Source organism: Vallitalea pronyensis (assembly GCF_018141445.1).
In the GTDB taxonomy this organism is placed as follows: domain Bacteria; phylum Bacillota; class Clostridia; order Lachnospirales; family Vallitaleaceae; genus Vallitalea; species Vallitalea pronyensis.
In genome coordinates this window covers 1367785-1383690 of sequence record NZ_CP058649.1, presented here as the reverse complement: position 1 = coordinate 1383690, position 15906 = coordinate 1367785, and the positions used below count along the sequence as shown (strand labels likewise).

The following is a 15906-nucleotide window of genomic DNA, read 5'->3' as shown; positions in this document are numbered from 1 at the left end:
CTATATCATAATTTGTTTTGTATGAATTCAATTAAATCTTTGACTGTTTCAAAATTATCTGTTTCAAGTTCGTCATCCGTAAACTCAATGTTATATTCTGTTTCAACTGCAACCACAATTTTGATAAAATCAATTGAATTATTAATATAGGATGCTAAACTTTTTTCCATGATTAATGTGTCATTAATACCTAAATTCTCCTTGCAAATTTCTGTGAGTTTGCTCAGCATTGCACGATTACTTTTATCCATTTTTTCTCCTCCATTTACATCAATAATTTTCATTTTTAATTAATCATTTAACAACGTACAATAGAATCCTATCACCAAATGACAGAATGCCCGAGAACAGCAATTGGATCATTATTTTTGTTGTAATGAATAACGCACTCTGTTTTATCTGTTTCTTGATTATATAGCTTGATGGATTTTCCTCCAACAAAATACATGTAGGGTGATTCGCTAATAGGATGTACTGAAAAAGGTGTTTTGTCTGCTCTTGGGTATTTAAAAGGGCCATCTGAAAAATCGACTGGTTCAATGGCCTTATCCAGATATATTTTTTTGTAAATTTCCATGGTATGATAATCAATGATATGAATCTGTTGTGGGAAGACGGTTGCTGCAATCAATTTTCTATTATTATAGGTAAACAACTTATGAGAAGGAATTCTAAGAAAATCCATTGATTCGTATGTATCCGTAATTATTGATTCTTCCTGTAATTTGAGTTTGTTAATACTGGATTTGCCAAAGCTATAGATAAAACCATCAATCTGATTAACACCTAGACTATGTGAGGATATATAGCATAAGCTTGGGTCATGTAAATCATGCTCAATATGTGCTGGTGTATTATTTAACTCAATGACTTTAAATGTGTTCTTTTCAATATCATAGATATGAATCTGAGATTCTTTTAATCCTTTCTCAAGCATCTTCCGCATATATGGCTTATCTTGATACATTGCCTTTGGATTTTCTGTAAACGCCACATAAGGATCTGATGTTGTGGCAACAGATATGATATATTTGTTATCCGGTGTGATGGATACACTATGAACAATATTATTGCATTCGAACCTATTGATTACTGTATATGTTTTATCATTCAAGTTATAACGGACTGTTTCAGCTTGTAATGGTACGCCATGCTGAACATTATCTACTCTATTTTTTGCACTGTATCTTACATAAATAATATGATCATCCATGATTACATTCGTTGATGATATCATTTTCATCTCATTGTCCAAAATAATATCATAGGTGTTATGCTCTGCATCAAGAACTATCATATAATAGCTATTAACTGAACTAACATATATTTTGCCATGATGATAGATGGATGAGTGAGGTACAAAAGAAAATTCCAGTGCATCTAATAATTTATTGCGCCACGTATAATGATGATTTTCTTTCATATATGTTTTTAGCTTCGTTTTTGCAGTATGAATATCAACGACCCATCGTTTGACGGCTTTATTTTCTGTGTCTATTAAATAGTAATAATGTTTTTCATTCCAACTATATGCGGGTACAAAAATTCGTTTATTATATCCCGAAGGCACATCACCAGTGCTTGTTACCTTGTCATTAGAACTTAATATATTAACGAATGAATCCATATTATCCTTCTCCTTTACTATTAAATCATTATCATGCAAATATCTAAGCTTAATTCTTAATCTTTGTTACTTGATAATCACCGATAAATAAATCATCCATGTCACAATCCAAATAGCATTCTATAGCATCGTAAGGTGATTCGACAATAGGCTTACCTTTGGTATTAAATGATGTATTCAGTAATACTGGCACATGTGTCAGTTCATAGAACTTCTGTATTAACTTATAGTACATTTCATTGGTCATGTCATCTATTGTCTGTAAACGTGCGGTGCCATCCACATGGGTGACAGCAGGAATTATCTCTTTCTTATCTTCCTGAACTTCACTTACATAGAGCATAAATGGGTTGTCTGGAAAATCTGTTTTAAAATATTCATTCACCTTTTCTCTTAATATAACTGGGGCAAATGGTCGAAAACTTTCCCTAAATTTAACCTTTGAATTAATGATATCCTTCATATCTTTCCTTCTAGGGTCAGCTAGAATGCTTCTGTTACCTAAAGCACGTGGTCCGATTTCAGATTTTCCTTGAAACCATCCAATAATCCTCCCTTTTTTAAGACAAGAGGCTGCTATCTCTAGTACTTTTTCTTTTCCTAATTTTTCGTATGTAATGAAATCCTTGAACTTTTTAAAAGCATGAAGAATATTATCTTCATTATAGGTTCTACCTGTGTAGGCATGTTTTAACTGTTTTCTTTTTTTAAGTGGATTATCTAATATATGATAGTAACCATATAGTGCTGCTCCTATAGCAATTCCTGAATCACCTGCTGCTGGTGGTATAAATACTTGCTCAAAAGGAGTATTTTTAAGGATTTTCCCATTTATTACACTATTATAAGCAACACCTCCAGAATAACATAACTTTTTACACTTTGTTTTTTCATATAAATGGTTCATAATAATAAAAATAAATTCTTCTAGCAGGTATTGTGCAGAATATGCGATATCTGCTTTAACTTTAAATTTCTCTTCTTCTGTCTTTTTGAGAAATACGTATTTTAGAAAATCTTTTAATCCACTGGATTTTAAGTCAATTTGTATATTCAAATGAGACTTTGAATCCACTTCTACCTTTGCAAATTTTCTCATTTCATTAACATAATTGCCTTCACCATATGATGATAACCCCATTAACTTACCGGAATCACGAAATCCAAAACCACATACTGTATTAAAAAAGGAGTAGAAACGTCCTAGTGAATTTTCATTAGCTGATGTATTATCTATCGAACCAACACCAGCTGCTCCATAAGCTTTGTCTATTGTGCTTAATGTTTTTCCATTAGCATATCCCAATGTAACCGTTTCTGAAGATTCAAATGCAAAAATACTCCCATTTCCATCAATGGTCAAAAGAGCTGCCTCATCATATCCCGATAAATAATAAGCACATGCATTATGTGCAAGATGGTGATTTATTTTAATCATTTTGTCAATAAAGGGTTTTCTACTATTTAATCTTGGAAAAAATAAATCACTGGTAATGATCATATCCATATCTTCATAGTTATAATTGTATTCATTGAGGCAATAATCCACAGAATTCAAAGTACATGATCTAACCCCGCTTCCGTGCTTTTCTTTAGAAAGTCTTTCTTCTTCTATTGTAATTAATATGTCATCATCTTTCAGTAAACAGCTGGATAAATCATGGTCCGATCCGCCTATTCCCAATATTTTCATTGCTTTTTCCTCCCTACTTTATATTTCCATACCTTATTACATCTCGTATATCCACCAAGATAATGACATGTTAACCAACATCAATTAATCTTGCCATTTTCGAAATAGTTGGATGTGCAAACAAATCCGTTACGGTGACTTTTAAGGGATAAAGACGACTAAGCTCCATATATAAGTCCATGAGTAATAGTGAGTTTCCACCGCTATCAAAAAAACTATCCTCCACTCCAATGTGGTCTTTTGATAATATCTTTTTCCATAAATCTAGAATGATTGCTTCTGTTTCTCCTATATTATGTGTACATTGCTTAGTGGACTTACTCTCATCCTTCATTTTATGGAGACGGTCATAATCTATCTTTCCTGTATAGGATATAGGTAAGTGATCCAATAAAATGACATTGTCTGGCATAAGCTGTTTGGGAAGTTTATCCCCAAGTTCTTTTAAAAAACCATCCATTTCAAAGCCTGATGTAGCCGTTATATATGCAACAACATCCTGAGATTCTTCATCTCCTTTCACAATAACCGCACATGCTATAATCCCATGACAACATTGAATATTCTGCTCTATGTCATCTAATTCCATTCGGACACCTCTATGTTTAATTTGTCTGCCTTCTCTCCCCAAGAAACGAATATTTCCATTCTCTAGCCATTCACCAATATCCCCAGTTTTGTAGATAACGTCATTTTTTTCAAAAGGGTTTTTAAGTAATTTTTCTTCGTTGCGTTCATCTTGATGGATATAACCATTAAATAAGCCAACACCAGCAATACCTATCTCACCAGCAATACCTATAGGCATTAAGTTATTATCATGATTAAGAATATACAATTTTGTATTGGCTATTGGCCTACCTATTATATCCGGGTCTTCTGCTGATAGTTGCACATGTGCTGTTGTTGCGACTGTATTTTCTGTGGGTCCATACTCGTTAATGAGTTGAATATGCTCATGATATGTTTGACTTATCTTAATCGTTTCTGCCTTGGTTTTTTCTCCAGCTAACACAACCAATCTCAATGACTCTAGCTTTTGTCCTGCATGGGTTAAGAGTAAACCATACATACTTGGTACGAGACTTGTATGGGTTATCTGTTTTTCTTTGATGATGTTCTGAATAGCCACATAGTCCTTCATGTGATGATGAGATGGCATGACAAGACTTGAGCCACTGAAGAGGCTTGTATAAAAATTAGAAACAAAGCCATCAAATGATTCAGATAATAGCTGTATGCCCCTATCCCTATCTGTAATATGGTATTGATTTATTCTCCATTTAGTATAATTAATAACGCCACCTTGTTTAATTGGAACGCCCTTTGGATGACCTGTTGAACCCGATGTATAGATAATATATAAGGTGTTGTTTATGCTAGACTGACCAATTTCCATAGTCTGTACTTCTTGATCCATTTTTCTTACATCAACATAATGACAGTCCCATACCTTCTCACCATCATCCACATCTGTTATCATCACTTGAGCTTTGCAATTATATCGAATTTGTCTGATTCTATCCTTAGGTATATGATAATCAACAGGTACATATATACACCCTAATTTTGCTACAGCAATCATGGAAGCTGCCAGTTTAATTCTATCCTTCACCAACAAGATAACGGCATCTCCTTTACCTGCATCATTTTGAATAAGCTCAAATGCGATGATATTAGATAGCTTATCAAGTTCGCCATAAGTAATAAACCCATATTTTATTTGCCTATATCTATTTTGTTGATGATACTTTTTAATTTCATAGCTCATCTCAAGAAAGTGTTGTCTGATATCCTTATTAAATTGCTGATCCTTATAGTTGATAAGTGGATAATTATAATGCATTAAGGATGGATAACTTCTTTTTCCATACATGTTTTGCTTACTAAATCCCAGGAAATCGTCATAAGTAATTGCTTCGGATTCCATTGCATATTTATGAACATCATCTACAATACAAGCACCTGGTTGTGCATGTAAATGCCCCCATTGTAGATCATTGATACATCTATATTTTCCTAATAACGTGGTTAGAAACTTCTTATCTGCCACCATATCACTATCTTCATAAAGTGGCATTCCAGAAATCATATACATATCCACGTGGCAATTAGCATATTTATCACAGGCATGAAGAAACTCACAGATGTGATCATCTGTTAGTTGAGGCCTCGTTAACCCATTATTGGCTAGCTTTTTTCTATGGTTCTGTGATAAGCTACAGATGTCAATATTGAGTCTAACGTATTTAAATGTGTGACATAACAAATCAATTAATTCTTCTGACACAACATCTAAACTAAAAAAAGCGCATTGATGGTTGGACAAATCAATGCCTTTCCACATGCTTTTACAATAATCATAATAATGTTCATGCCCATAATCAAAACTGAACATATAGGTGGATACATATTCTCGCAGATGAATAATATCTTGCCTTACCTTGTATGGATCCCTCCAACATGATGTTTGTTGTCTACAAAATATATCGCGTTGTACGGATTGAGAACCCCCACATTGAATACATGTGAACCGACATCCTCTATGTGTAGGTATATATAAGTTCGTATATACAATAGAATCTGTAGACGTGACAAGATCCGTAATCGGTTCTAACGCCATGTGTTGATCGATATTTTCTTTACTTTGTACATACGTTATCGGTTTGTTGACCACATCATTACCCTTTTTATAGATTACATTGGGTATATCCTGACTCCCCTTACATAAATGGAGTAGTGGTAGTTCCCCATCGCCACGAATAACATAATCAATATGATTATTCTTTATTACCTCATGGCAAAAATACGAAGCAGTATCACCTCCAACACATACAATAATGTCTTTATTATGATTTTTTATGATTCTTGCTATTTCATAAACTCTCTCCATATGAGGAAACCATTTCATACTAATACCCATAATTCTAGGATTGGTGTTCTTAATGATTTCTGTTATGTCTTTCACTAAAGACTTATAATCCCAAGCTGTATTTACAAAATGGCAACAGGCTTTTATGCCGTTTCTTATTAAAAATGACGTTAAGTATAATAACCCAACGCCTGCTGTTCCAGGTTTATCTCCAAGTAGAACAATGTCTCGATTTTGATCTGTATGCTTTTCAAATAACGGATTATTCGTTGTGCCTATTTCCTCTTTTTTATACACCCGTTCTTCTTCAAATTCACTATCATCCATTGGGGTGACACCATAATGTATCCCGTTAAAATCTATAATACCGTACTTATACAATATTTTGATAAAATAAATAAGTCCATTGATACGACTACAATCAATGGTTATCTTCATATTAATATCTTGTGTCGGATACAGGTTAGACTCTTCAACACTTACGACACTTATCTCACACTTTTTGTAATCCTCTCCAATATGGTGATGAAGAGCAAACACACTACCACTACTTGTACATAAATCACATACTTTGTTTGCCGAATCATTGAACACTAAACAGATATTCATCTTGGATTTTAGAAAAAACTTTCCATCAGACATATCTTTTCTAAACGCATGTTCATGTTGCTTAAATACGTATGTCAGCATCTCTTTTTTTTCAGAGACTGTGTTGTGGGGGTTTTCCAGTAATTCGCATATTGCTTGATAATTTACTGTTGTCATAATGGCTATTTTATCGGATCTTTTATCCACAACCCTTTTCAATATGTCAGGTATTGTTATTTCATCATCCAGACATGCTCGTGGGCCTTTAGAAAAGGCTAGTATCTCTTTTTTTTGTTCTTCGTTAACAAGTAATAACTTACCCATTTCAATATTTTTATTGTTCATGACTTGATGACATATATTTATAAAAGATTGATAAAAACCACGAATATAGCTCCCATGGACATACCGATTATCATAATCAAATATCATGTTATGGTCATCATAATTAGAAAATATGATGGTGATCACATTAAGCTGACTCTTCTTTTTACGCATCTCATTTACTTGATGAATCGAGGTTAAGCCAACGGATACATGCTGTATACCATATGCTTCAGAATCTATTTTTGACTGATCAGGATCTTGATATGCTTCTATCATGTTATGTTTGACGGTTTCAAGAAAATCCCTATAACTAGTAGTAGGGTTTATCTTATTGATTACATCAGCAGTATTCTGGTAATGGTCATTATCATTACTTTGTTTTAGGGGAGGTGCTGAAATAACCACTTTGTCATTTCCCGTTATTTTATAGAATACACTTATAACAATTGAAGTCAAAAAGCAATAGGTTAAAAACCCTTCCTTGTTGGTAATATCAACTATATGCTTCACCAATGCATTATCCAATACGAATACTTCTCTCGTGCTACTTTTATCTGTTGAGCTAGCTTGTTTACCATTAGCCACTTTTATCACCTATTTCTTTGGACAGTTTTTTAATATTGGCCGTATATTGATCAAAATTCTCGTAAAATATCTGGGCCGCTTCATGTATTCTTTTTGTGTCATCTATATCCACACATTGTTTAATAAAATCCTCACAGTATTTACATGTATTACAATCATTTGTACAGAATCCTATCTTCTTAACAAAAGGTAGAAGAAAGTCCTTTAGTTTTTTATTATCCAAGTAAACATTGAAAGCATTTGTTTGAGAAAAGCAATTGAGCAAATCCAGTAAATTCCCTTTATAATCTTCTAAAATATATCTTTTAACGCTCTCAACAATATCCCCATTCTGAACAGCTTGACGACCCTGTAATTTGAAATACCTGATACCAATACCTACATAATGCTGTAAATCCTCTGGTCTTATAAAGTTCATACGCAACAAATTCGAGGGTTTTTCACATCTTTTCATCATACATCTATGTGAGTAATACGTTACACTCTTTTCATTTGAAGATATATCATGTGACATCTGGTTATGATGAAACATTCGATAGATGCAGTTTTTATAACATATGACATTAACGATTAATTCTACTTTATCACCAAACGTATTGCGAATACTTTTTAAGGCTCCAAAATCCCGATTTGCACTTTCATCGACTACAATTCTATCCACCCCAAGTTTCTTATAGGATAAAGCCTTATCGGCGTTGGTTATATGACAAACTGTCGATGCCTTTATTTTAATTGGATACTTGGATGTTTTTACCAGCTCCATTAAAGATGGTAATGCAACGGTCATTGTGTCAATACCCATCTCATATAATTCTTCAATAAATTTTAATAGATGTAATGCTCCCCTATTACTGAATTCCTGATTACTTAAACAGGTTGAATTAAGTGTATAATTAAATTTAATCTTCTTCTTCAAAGAATAATCAATATATTTAGCCATATTTTTTTTGCTGACTATTGGTATATGATCCCCTGCTCTTCCTGACCCTAGGTCAGAATGTGATAGCTGTCCATAGGTTTCAATAATTCTATTACCTATAAACTTCTCATTGAATGCATCATACTTATCAATCGTTTCTTTTTTAAAGTCTGATGGAACACTAAAGTATTTCATATCATTACCTCGCCAATATTAAAATTTGAAATCTAGGTTATCAAATACCTGCTTAGTATTGGATGTTTTCTCTCTCTTGATGGTTTTTTTATGATGAATCCTTATGTTGTCAGTTGTTAATCGCTCTATATATTTGGCATGAACCAATTGCATCATGATGCTATAATAATCCCTTAATAGTTGTTGCATAAAATCATCTTGGAAAACATCTTGATTATAGGCAATCTCAATATCTGTACATGTACCAAATGCTTTTATCCCAACAGTAATATCTGAATCAATTTCGTAAAAGGACGAGTATAATTGTATATGACGTTGTTTGTTGTGTAAAAGTTTTCCAATAGGATAATTTTGAATCACGATTATGGTATTCATGATGGACTTCATAGCATAGGGAAATATATGCATTAAGTCTGTCAACTCAACATCTTTATGAGCCTCCATATCCATAGTCAATCGATTCGTGTCTTTTAAAATATGCATAATTTCTGTAGATGGCTTAATGCATAGTCTAAAAGGTAAGGTTCTTATAAAAAGACCGACCATTTCTTGAATGCCTTTTAAATCCATATTCCTTCCCGATAATGTAACGCCAAACACCACATCTGATTGATGATAATACTTATGCATTAAAATTGCCCATGCTGCATACCATAACACGGACATTGTTATATTGTGTAATTTACAGAAGGTATGGATAGCATTGGTATTATCCTCTGATATATGCAGCACCTCAATACTTGATTCTATTTTTTTAGATAGACCATATTCCTTGACGAACTTAGATTGTTGTGGATAATCCCTAAACATGTTTGTCCAATAATCAATGGTATTCTGGGTCTTATGTTGACTTTGTTGTTGTTTGATGTAAGCTTTGAATGGTGTTTTTTTGCTTAGTGTGATTGCCTTCTCGGAGCAGATGGCATCATAATATGAAAATAGTTCACGTAAAAGATTAGCATTGCTCCAACCATCTAATATCATATGATGGGATGTGATAATCATCTCCCACTCTTGTTCTGACAATAAAGTTAATGTTATCCTAAAAGGATTCTTTTGAAGATCAACCTTTTGCTCCCATTCCTTTAATGCTATTTTATCTGCTTCATACTGTACCACATGACTATCCACCTTTTTTAGATTATGAACATCAATATGTACATCTTTTTCCTTTAATATCATCTGAATAGGTTTTCTAAAACCTCGCCATCTTATAATACAGCGAAGCATTTCATTATTATTTATGACATATTGCCACGCTTGTATTATATGATGTAAGATGATATCACCTTTGATTTTATACCGCCATTGCTCATAGTATTTATTAGCGCTTTCATCGAGTAAAAAGGAGTATAACATATTTTTTTGCAACGGGGTTAAAGCAAGTATATCCTCCACATTCCCTATGGTAAGATCGTCAGACTTCTTATCCATTTTATTCTCCTTCGTTAACGCATGGTTTCATTGAGTACTCATCATATTGTGTATAAAAATTAATTGTCTTTTGATTGGTTTCGAGTGCTTTCTCAATATCCATACACTTATGGGCATAATCCAAACAGTAATGGCACCGCTCACAAATATCATTGCAAAAACTTGGATGGTTATAAAATTTTTCTATATAGCCATCTAACTTTTTATTATTTACCTTTAGTTGAAAAGCATTATAAGGAGAAAATAATGTTATTAATGCCATAAGATCCCCTTCATAATCCTCATCAAAATAATGCTGAATGGTTTTTAACAAGTTATCACCATCTGAATTATGTCGTCCTTGTATCTTAAAACATTCAATTCCTGATGCATAATAATATTTCAAATCTTCGGGACGTATCCAATTAAGCCTTAGTACATTGTGAATTGCACTTGCTTTTTGCATGGAACATCTATGAAAATAATAATTATTAATATCTTGTTTAATACTACTTTCATGACAATGAGCTTCATGATTATAATGAAATTTCTTATATGCACAATGTTTAACACATACATTATTGACGATTATTTCTACGCCTCTTCCAAAAACATGACACATGTTTTTAATGGTTTTAAAATCCCTTGTCATGTCCGGTTCCACAACCATTCTTTTTGCACCTAATTTTTTATAAAATAGGGCTTTACTGGGTGAATCAATTTCACATATTGCAGATGCTTTAATGTTGATATCTAATCCTAAACCATTGATTAATTCTATAATAGAGGGCATGGCTATAGTGAAAGAATTAATTCCCATATCGTATAATGTACATATAAATGCCTTGATTTTCTTCTGATTCTCTTTACAGAATTCCTTATTACCCATACATGATGGGTTAAACACATAGTTAAAATTAATATTATACTTCTTACAATACATCATGTAGTTCTTAAGACTGGCTAATGACATTTGTGGTAGCATTGAAACCATTCTTCCTGAACTGATAAACTCTCCCTCTGTTATTTGCCCATAAACCTCAGAAACATTAAATTTCCTGGACTTAGAATTTATAGCCTCTATTTTCTTTAAGGTTTGAATATTAAAATCACTTGGTATACTAAAATAATACATATTTTTTATTCTCCTACTTTAATGGGATGGTTTGCTCATCATGTAAACATATTATCTAATTCATCTTGCGATAGCTCCACTGTGTCGAAATCAGATGGTGTAAACTCAATAACCTTCCTCGTACAACAATGTGCTATAATCGTTTCAATATTCGCCTTATATTGACTAACGAATTCTCCCATAACCCTATCCTTAATTTTATGTCTGTTATAGGAGAATACTATATCTAACTTATCTCTAATCATATAGCAAGTGATATCCATCAAACATGTTAATGGGTTTGTATGACGACTACCCCAATGGAATTGATTACTTACAAGCTCTACATGGGTACCCATGGATTCCTCCATAAAACTTCCCATGAAATTGAATCGTATAACCTCTTTAGGATCTTCTTTTAGATGCTTTGTGATATACTGTAGTACCCCAAAACCCATTCCTTTGTTTGGTATTGCTCTTACCTTTTCTTTTACATGTTTAATCTGCTTTGGTAAATCATCTGACTTTAACCGAATATAGAAAGGATAGAGACTTGTGAACCACCCCACTGTTCTTGTTACATTGATGTTATCAAAAATATCCTCTCTCCCATGCCCCTCAAGCTCTATTACGATATCCTCATGTTTTGTGACATGTTTAATCGTACGCACTAATGCTGTAATGAGTAATTCTTTTGGTGTGGTGTTATAGGCTTTTTTCGTTTGGAATAATAAACATGTCGTGTCCTCTACACTTAACTGGGCTGATAGCGTACCCATGTTATCTTCTATGTATTCTGAGTCATTCACCCATTGGACACTCACATGTTTACCTCGTACAGTATGCCAATATTTTATTTCCTCATATGTCACTGTTTGACCATACTCTTCTAATCGTTTTGCCCAACTTTGATAGGATTGTGTTTTTGAAGGTAGTACTGTTTTTTGATTTTTTTGGATTTGTTCCATCATCCTATTCATATCATCTATGATAATCCTCCAAGAAACACCGTCTATCACCAGATGATGAGCCATAATAAGTAATCTTCCACTATGTTGACCCCGCTTAAACATGCAAGCTTTTATTAAGATACCCTTATATATGTTAAAACTCATTTTTAAATCTTCTGCAACACGTATCATGTAATTCCTTTGCTCGTTAGTTGATAAGCCAACTAAATCATACACTTGTAGATGATGATGTTGTTCCAAATATTGATGATTATAAAATAACGCTTTTGTCGTAGCATCCACATTTATTCTTAATGCATCATGATGGTACACTATTTTATTAAACATCATTTCTACTTGTTTAGAATCTACATCCTGTTTTAATTCCAGTAATATACTCTGTACATAATGGTTGCTATTTTTAAGTTTCTGTTCAAAAAACCAAGATATGATTGGTGTATGTTGAATACGTCCTTCACTGGGCTTTTGGTCAATGAACATGTTGTTCTTCTTGATACATAATGCCATGTCTTCAATCATTGGATAAGATAATATATCTTTGACCTTTATGGTATAACCCTTATCATTTAATATGGAAGCAATTTGTATTGCTTTTATAGAGTCACCGCCTATATGATAAAAGTTTTGTTTTATACTGAGTTCTTTCATGTTTAACACTTTACGTATGGCATGACTCAATATCTCTTCTTTTTTAGTTCTATAAGCCACATGTTCAACATGTACCAAATCATTTACTACTGGGTTAGGCAATAATGTTTTATTTACCTTTCCATTATGGGTTAATGGTATATGATCCAATTCGATAAAATATAATGGCATCATATAATCTGGCAACCCTTCTCGTAAAAAGCTTTTTAACTGGGTCATGGTGGTTTTATTTTTTATAACAATATAAGCACAGAGATACTTCGTATTATTATCCTCCATACAATGGACTACAGCCTCTTGAACACCCATATGCGTCTCCAGATATCTTTCTATTTCTCCTAACTCAACACGATGACCTCTTATTTTTACTTGTTGATCCATTCTGCCTACATATTCTATGTGTCCACCTTCAATAAATCTTGCTAAATCTCCTGTTTTATACATCCTTGAATGCTTCACATATGGATTTTGAATAAACCTTTCTCGGGTTAACAACGTATTATTAATATAACCCCTTGCAACACCATCCCCCGAAACATATAATTCACCGATTTCACCTTCTAAAACGGGATGAAGATTATCGTCTAAAATATAGACTTGTACATTATCAATTGGTCTACCAATTGGTACAGAACTGTATGTATCTTTTTCATCATTATACTTATGAATCATACACCCGACTACTGTTTCAGTTGGTCCATATTCATTCCATATTTCTATGTTTCCATTGTAGCTTTCATAGATGTTTTTAGCTAAACTTACCTTTAATGCTTCCCCGCCTACAATAAACTTTCTTAGTGAAGAATGTTGAAGCTCCATGTTATGCAACAAGGATAAATGGGATGGTGTCAATTTCATGATGGTTGCTTGATTATCCTTCAATATTCTATAGAGCACATGCACATTATCGTTACTATTGCCCTTATAGACGATTATTTTATTGCCAGTTATTAAAGGGGTAAAGATTGATGTAACTGTTAAATCGAATGCTAACGTTGAATACAGTGGAAATATCTCTGCTTCATTGCTAACATACATTCTTTTTGTCCACCATACATAATTTAATAAGGCTTGATGTTCAATCATCGTACCCTTTGGTTTTCCCGTAGAGCCAGAAGTATAGATGACATAAGCTAATTGATTGGATTTACTCATGCTTTCTATATTAGAAGTATCCTCATTATAGATATGATCATTGCTAATATCAATGATGGTACCTTCATAGTAATCCTCACTTAATCTTGTTGTATTGGTAAGCAATATTTGACTATCTGCATCTTTTAGCATATAACTTATCCTCTCTATTGGATAAGTTGGGTCAATAGGTAAGTAAGCCCCTCCTGCTTTTAAGATACCCAGAATACCAATAACACTCTCTATGGAATGGGTTGTCAACAATCCAATGATTGTTTCTTTCTTGACACCCTTTTTAAGGAGGTATCTTGCTAGTTGATTCGATTTATGATTTAATAGTTGATACGTTAATTGATTATCCTGAAAGATAATGGCTATATTTTGAGGTGTTTTTTGAACTTGTTCTTCAAATAATTGATGAATCGTTTTATCTTTGGGATAATTTCTTGTGGTGGTGTTAAATGCGTACAACAACTTTTCCTTGGTGGAGGTTGGCATCATTGAATGTCTAGAAACTGCATCATGTGGTTTTAAAAACAACTGGTTTAATAAATCGTATAAACGTGCATATAACGTGTCGATCTCTTTTTCTGTGTAGTCCTTTGTTTTATAATCGAAATCCAACGTTAAGCATTCTGAGTCGGTCCATTCCCTAATAATAAGTTGTAGTGAATACACCTGATTTCCATTATAAAACTCAACATTTTCAATGGGACACCCATTCCATTCTAATTGAAGCTTGGTATTATAATAATTAATACATGTATTAAAGAGGTTATCATATCCTCTTTTCTTAAGTTCTAAATCCTGTAAAAGCAAATCATATGGATATTTTTGATTATAGTAGCAAGCCATTAGTTCTTCATTTGCTTTTGCAATAACCTGGTAAAAACTATGGTTGTTATCAATGACAAATCTAAACGGCATTGTACTCGTAAACATACCAAATGTTTTCTTCTCTTTTTTACCGGATCTATTAAATACAGGTATACCTATGACAAGATCCTTCTTACCCGTTATCTTGTATAGATAGATTAGATACAAGGTAGCAAATAATGTATTGTAGGAAACACCATTTTTCTGTGTAAAATCTTTTATTTTAGTGGTTATATTCTTATCAAGTGTATATGTTTTTCTTTGACCTGTAATGGTATCTGAACTTGTATAAAGGGATGTATCGGGCAAAACGTTAAATCTTTTATTCCAAAATAGTCGATTCTTCATAAATCTACTGGTGGAAAAATACTGGTTTTCTTTTCTTATATAATCTAAATAGGTATATGCCACTTCATGACTAATTGGTTCTGTATGTATTAATTTCATATATGCATCATATATGTGATTGGTCATGATCATCATGGACCAACCATCAGCAATGATATGATGAAATTTTACAAAGTAACCCCCTTTATTTTCAGATATTTTAAAGAATGCAAAATAAAAAAGCCTCGTATTTTTTAGTTCAAAGGGCTTTCCTGCTTCAAGTTGTATCCACTTGTTAAACGCTGTAAGGGAATCCTTGCTGTGAGAGAAATCCATAAAATCCCATACATAATCCTCCATGTCATCTATGTATTGCTCTACTTTCCCATCTTTTTCTATAAGCTTTAATCGCAAACCTTCATTTTTCTGTATAAAAATATGAATGGCTTTATGCAATAATTGAAAATTTATTTTACCATGAATACATACTGTCCCTCCAATATTATGTAATGATGTGTTTGGATAAATCTTTTCTAAATACCAGATCCTCTTTTGAGGGTGAGTTAGTGGGTATAATCTATGTTTGTTGGCCTCTATGCTATTCATGTTGTTTGTCA

8 protein-coding genes are annotated in these 15906 nt (G+C 32.9%); all 8 read right to left on the bottom strand.

The genetic code is table 11. The features are described 5' to 3' along the window. Positions 1–5: 5 nt before the first annotated feature. A complete protein-coding gene (locus HZI73_RS05780; protein ID WP_212697307.1) occupies positions 6–284 on the bottom strand; it encodes an acyl carrier protein in 279 nt (92 codons plus the stop codon). A 38-nt stretch (positions 285–322) separates the two neighbouring features. Next, on the bottom strand, positions 323–1627 hold the full coding sequence (locus HZI73_RS05775; protein WP_212697306.1) for a hypothetical protein: 1305 nt from the start codon (positions 1625–1627) through the stop codon (positions 323–325). 49 nt (positions 1628–1676) lie between these two features. After that, the gene (locus HZI73_RS05770; protein WP_212697305.1) at positions 1677–3320 is read right to left on the bottom strand and encodes a carbamoyltransferase family protein; all 1644 of its coding nucleotides are present in this window, start codon (positions 3318–3320) and stop codon (positions 1677–1679) included. A gap of 70 nt (positions 3321–3390) precedes the next feature. Further along, positions 3391–7692 carry an amino acid adenylation domain-containing protein gene (locus HZI73_RS05765; RefSeq protein ID WP_212697304.1) on the bottom strand — a complete coding sequence of 1434 codons (4302 nt, stop codon included), beginning with the start codon at positions 7690–7692 and terminating at the stop codon, positions 3391–3393. Next, on the bottom strand, positions 7685–8806 hold the full coding sequence (locus HZI73_RS05760) for a U32 family peptidase (protein WP_212697303.1): 1122 nt from the start codon (positions 8804–8806) through the stop codon (positions 7685–7687). Before HZI73_RS05760 ends, HZI73_RS05765 begins: the two co-directional genes overlap by 8 nt. Before the next feature lie 18 nt (positions 8807–8824). Then, entirely contained in the window at positions 8825–10240 is a 1416-nt protein-coding gene (locus HZI73_RS05755) for a condensation domain-containing protein (protein WP_212697302.1), read from the bottom strand. A gap of 1 nt (position 10241) precedes the next feature. Beyond that, a complete protein-coding gene (locus tag HZI73_RS05750; protein WP_212697301.1) occupies positions 10242–11354 on the bottom strand; it encodes a U32 family peptidase in 1113 nt (370 codons plus the stop codon). 38 nt (positions 11355–11392) lie between these two features. Then, positions 11393–15895 carry a non-ribosomal peptide synthetase gene (locus HZI73_RS05745; protein WP_212697300.1) on the bottom strand — a complete coding sequence of 1501 codons (4503 nt, stop codon included), beginning with the start codon at positions 15893–15895 and terminating at the stop codon, positions 11393–11395. Positions 15896–15906: the final 11 nt, after the last annotated feature.

Coding starts and splice junctions, on each gene's coding strand:
- HZI73_RS05745 (WP_212697300.1), bottom strand. CDS start 15,895: ATGAATAGCATAGAGGCCAACAAACATAGATTATACCCACTAACTCAC.
- HZI73_RS05775 (WP_212697306.1), bottom strand. CDS start 1,627: ATGGATTCATTCGTTAATATATTAAGTTCTAATGACAAGGTAACAAGC.
- HZI73_RS05780 (WP_212697307.1), bottom strand. CDS start 284: ATGAAAATTATTGATGTAAATGGAGGAGAAAAAATGGATAAAAGTAAT.
- HZI73_RS05770 (WP_212697305.1), bottom strand. CDS start 3,320: ATGAAAATATTGGGAATAGGCGGATCGGACCATGATTTATCCAGCTGT.
- HZI73_RS05755 (WP_212697302.1), bottom strand. CDS start 10,240: ATGGATAAGAAGTCTGACGATCTTACCATAGGGAATGTGGAGGATATA.
- HZI73_RS05750 (WP_212697301.1), bottom strand. CDS start 11,354: ATGTATTATTTTAGTATACCAAGTGATTTTAATATTCAAACCTTAAAG.
- HZI73_RS05760 (WP_212697303.1), bottom strand. CDS start 8,806: ATGAAATACTTTAGTGTTCCATCAGACTTTAAAAAAGAAACGATTGAT.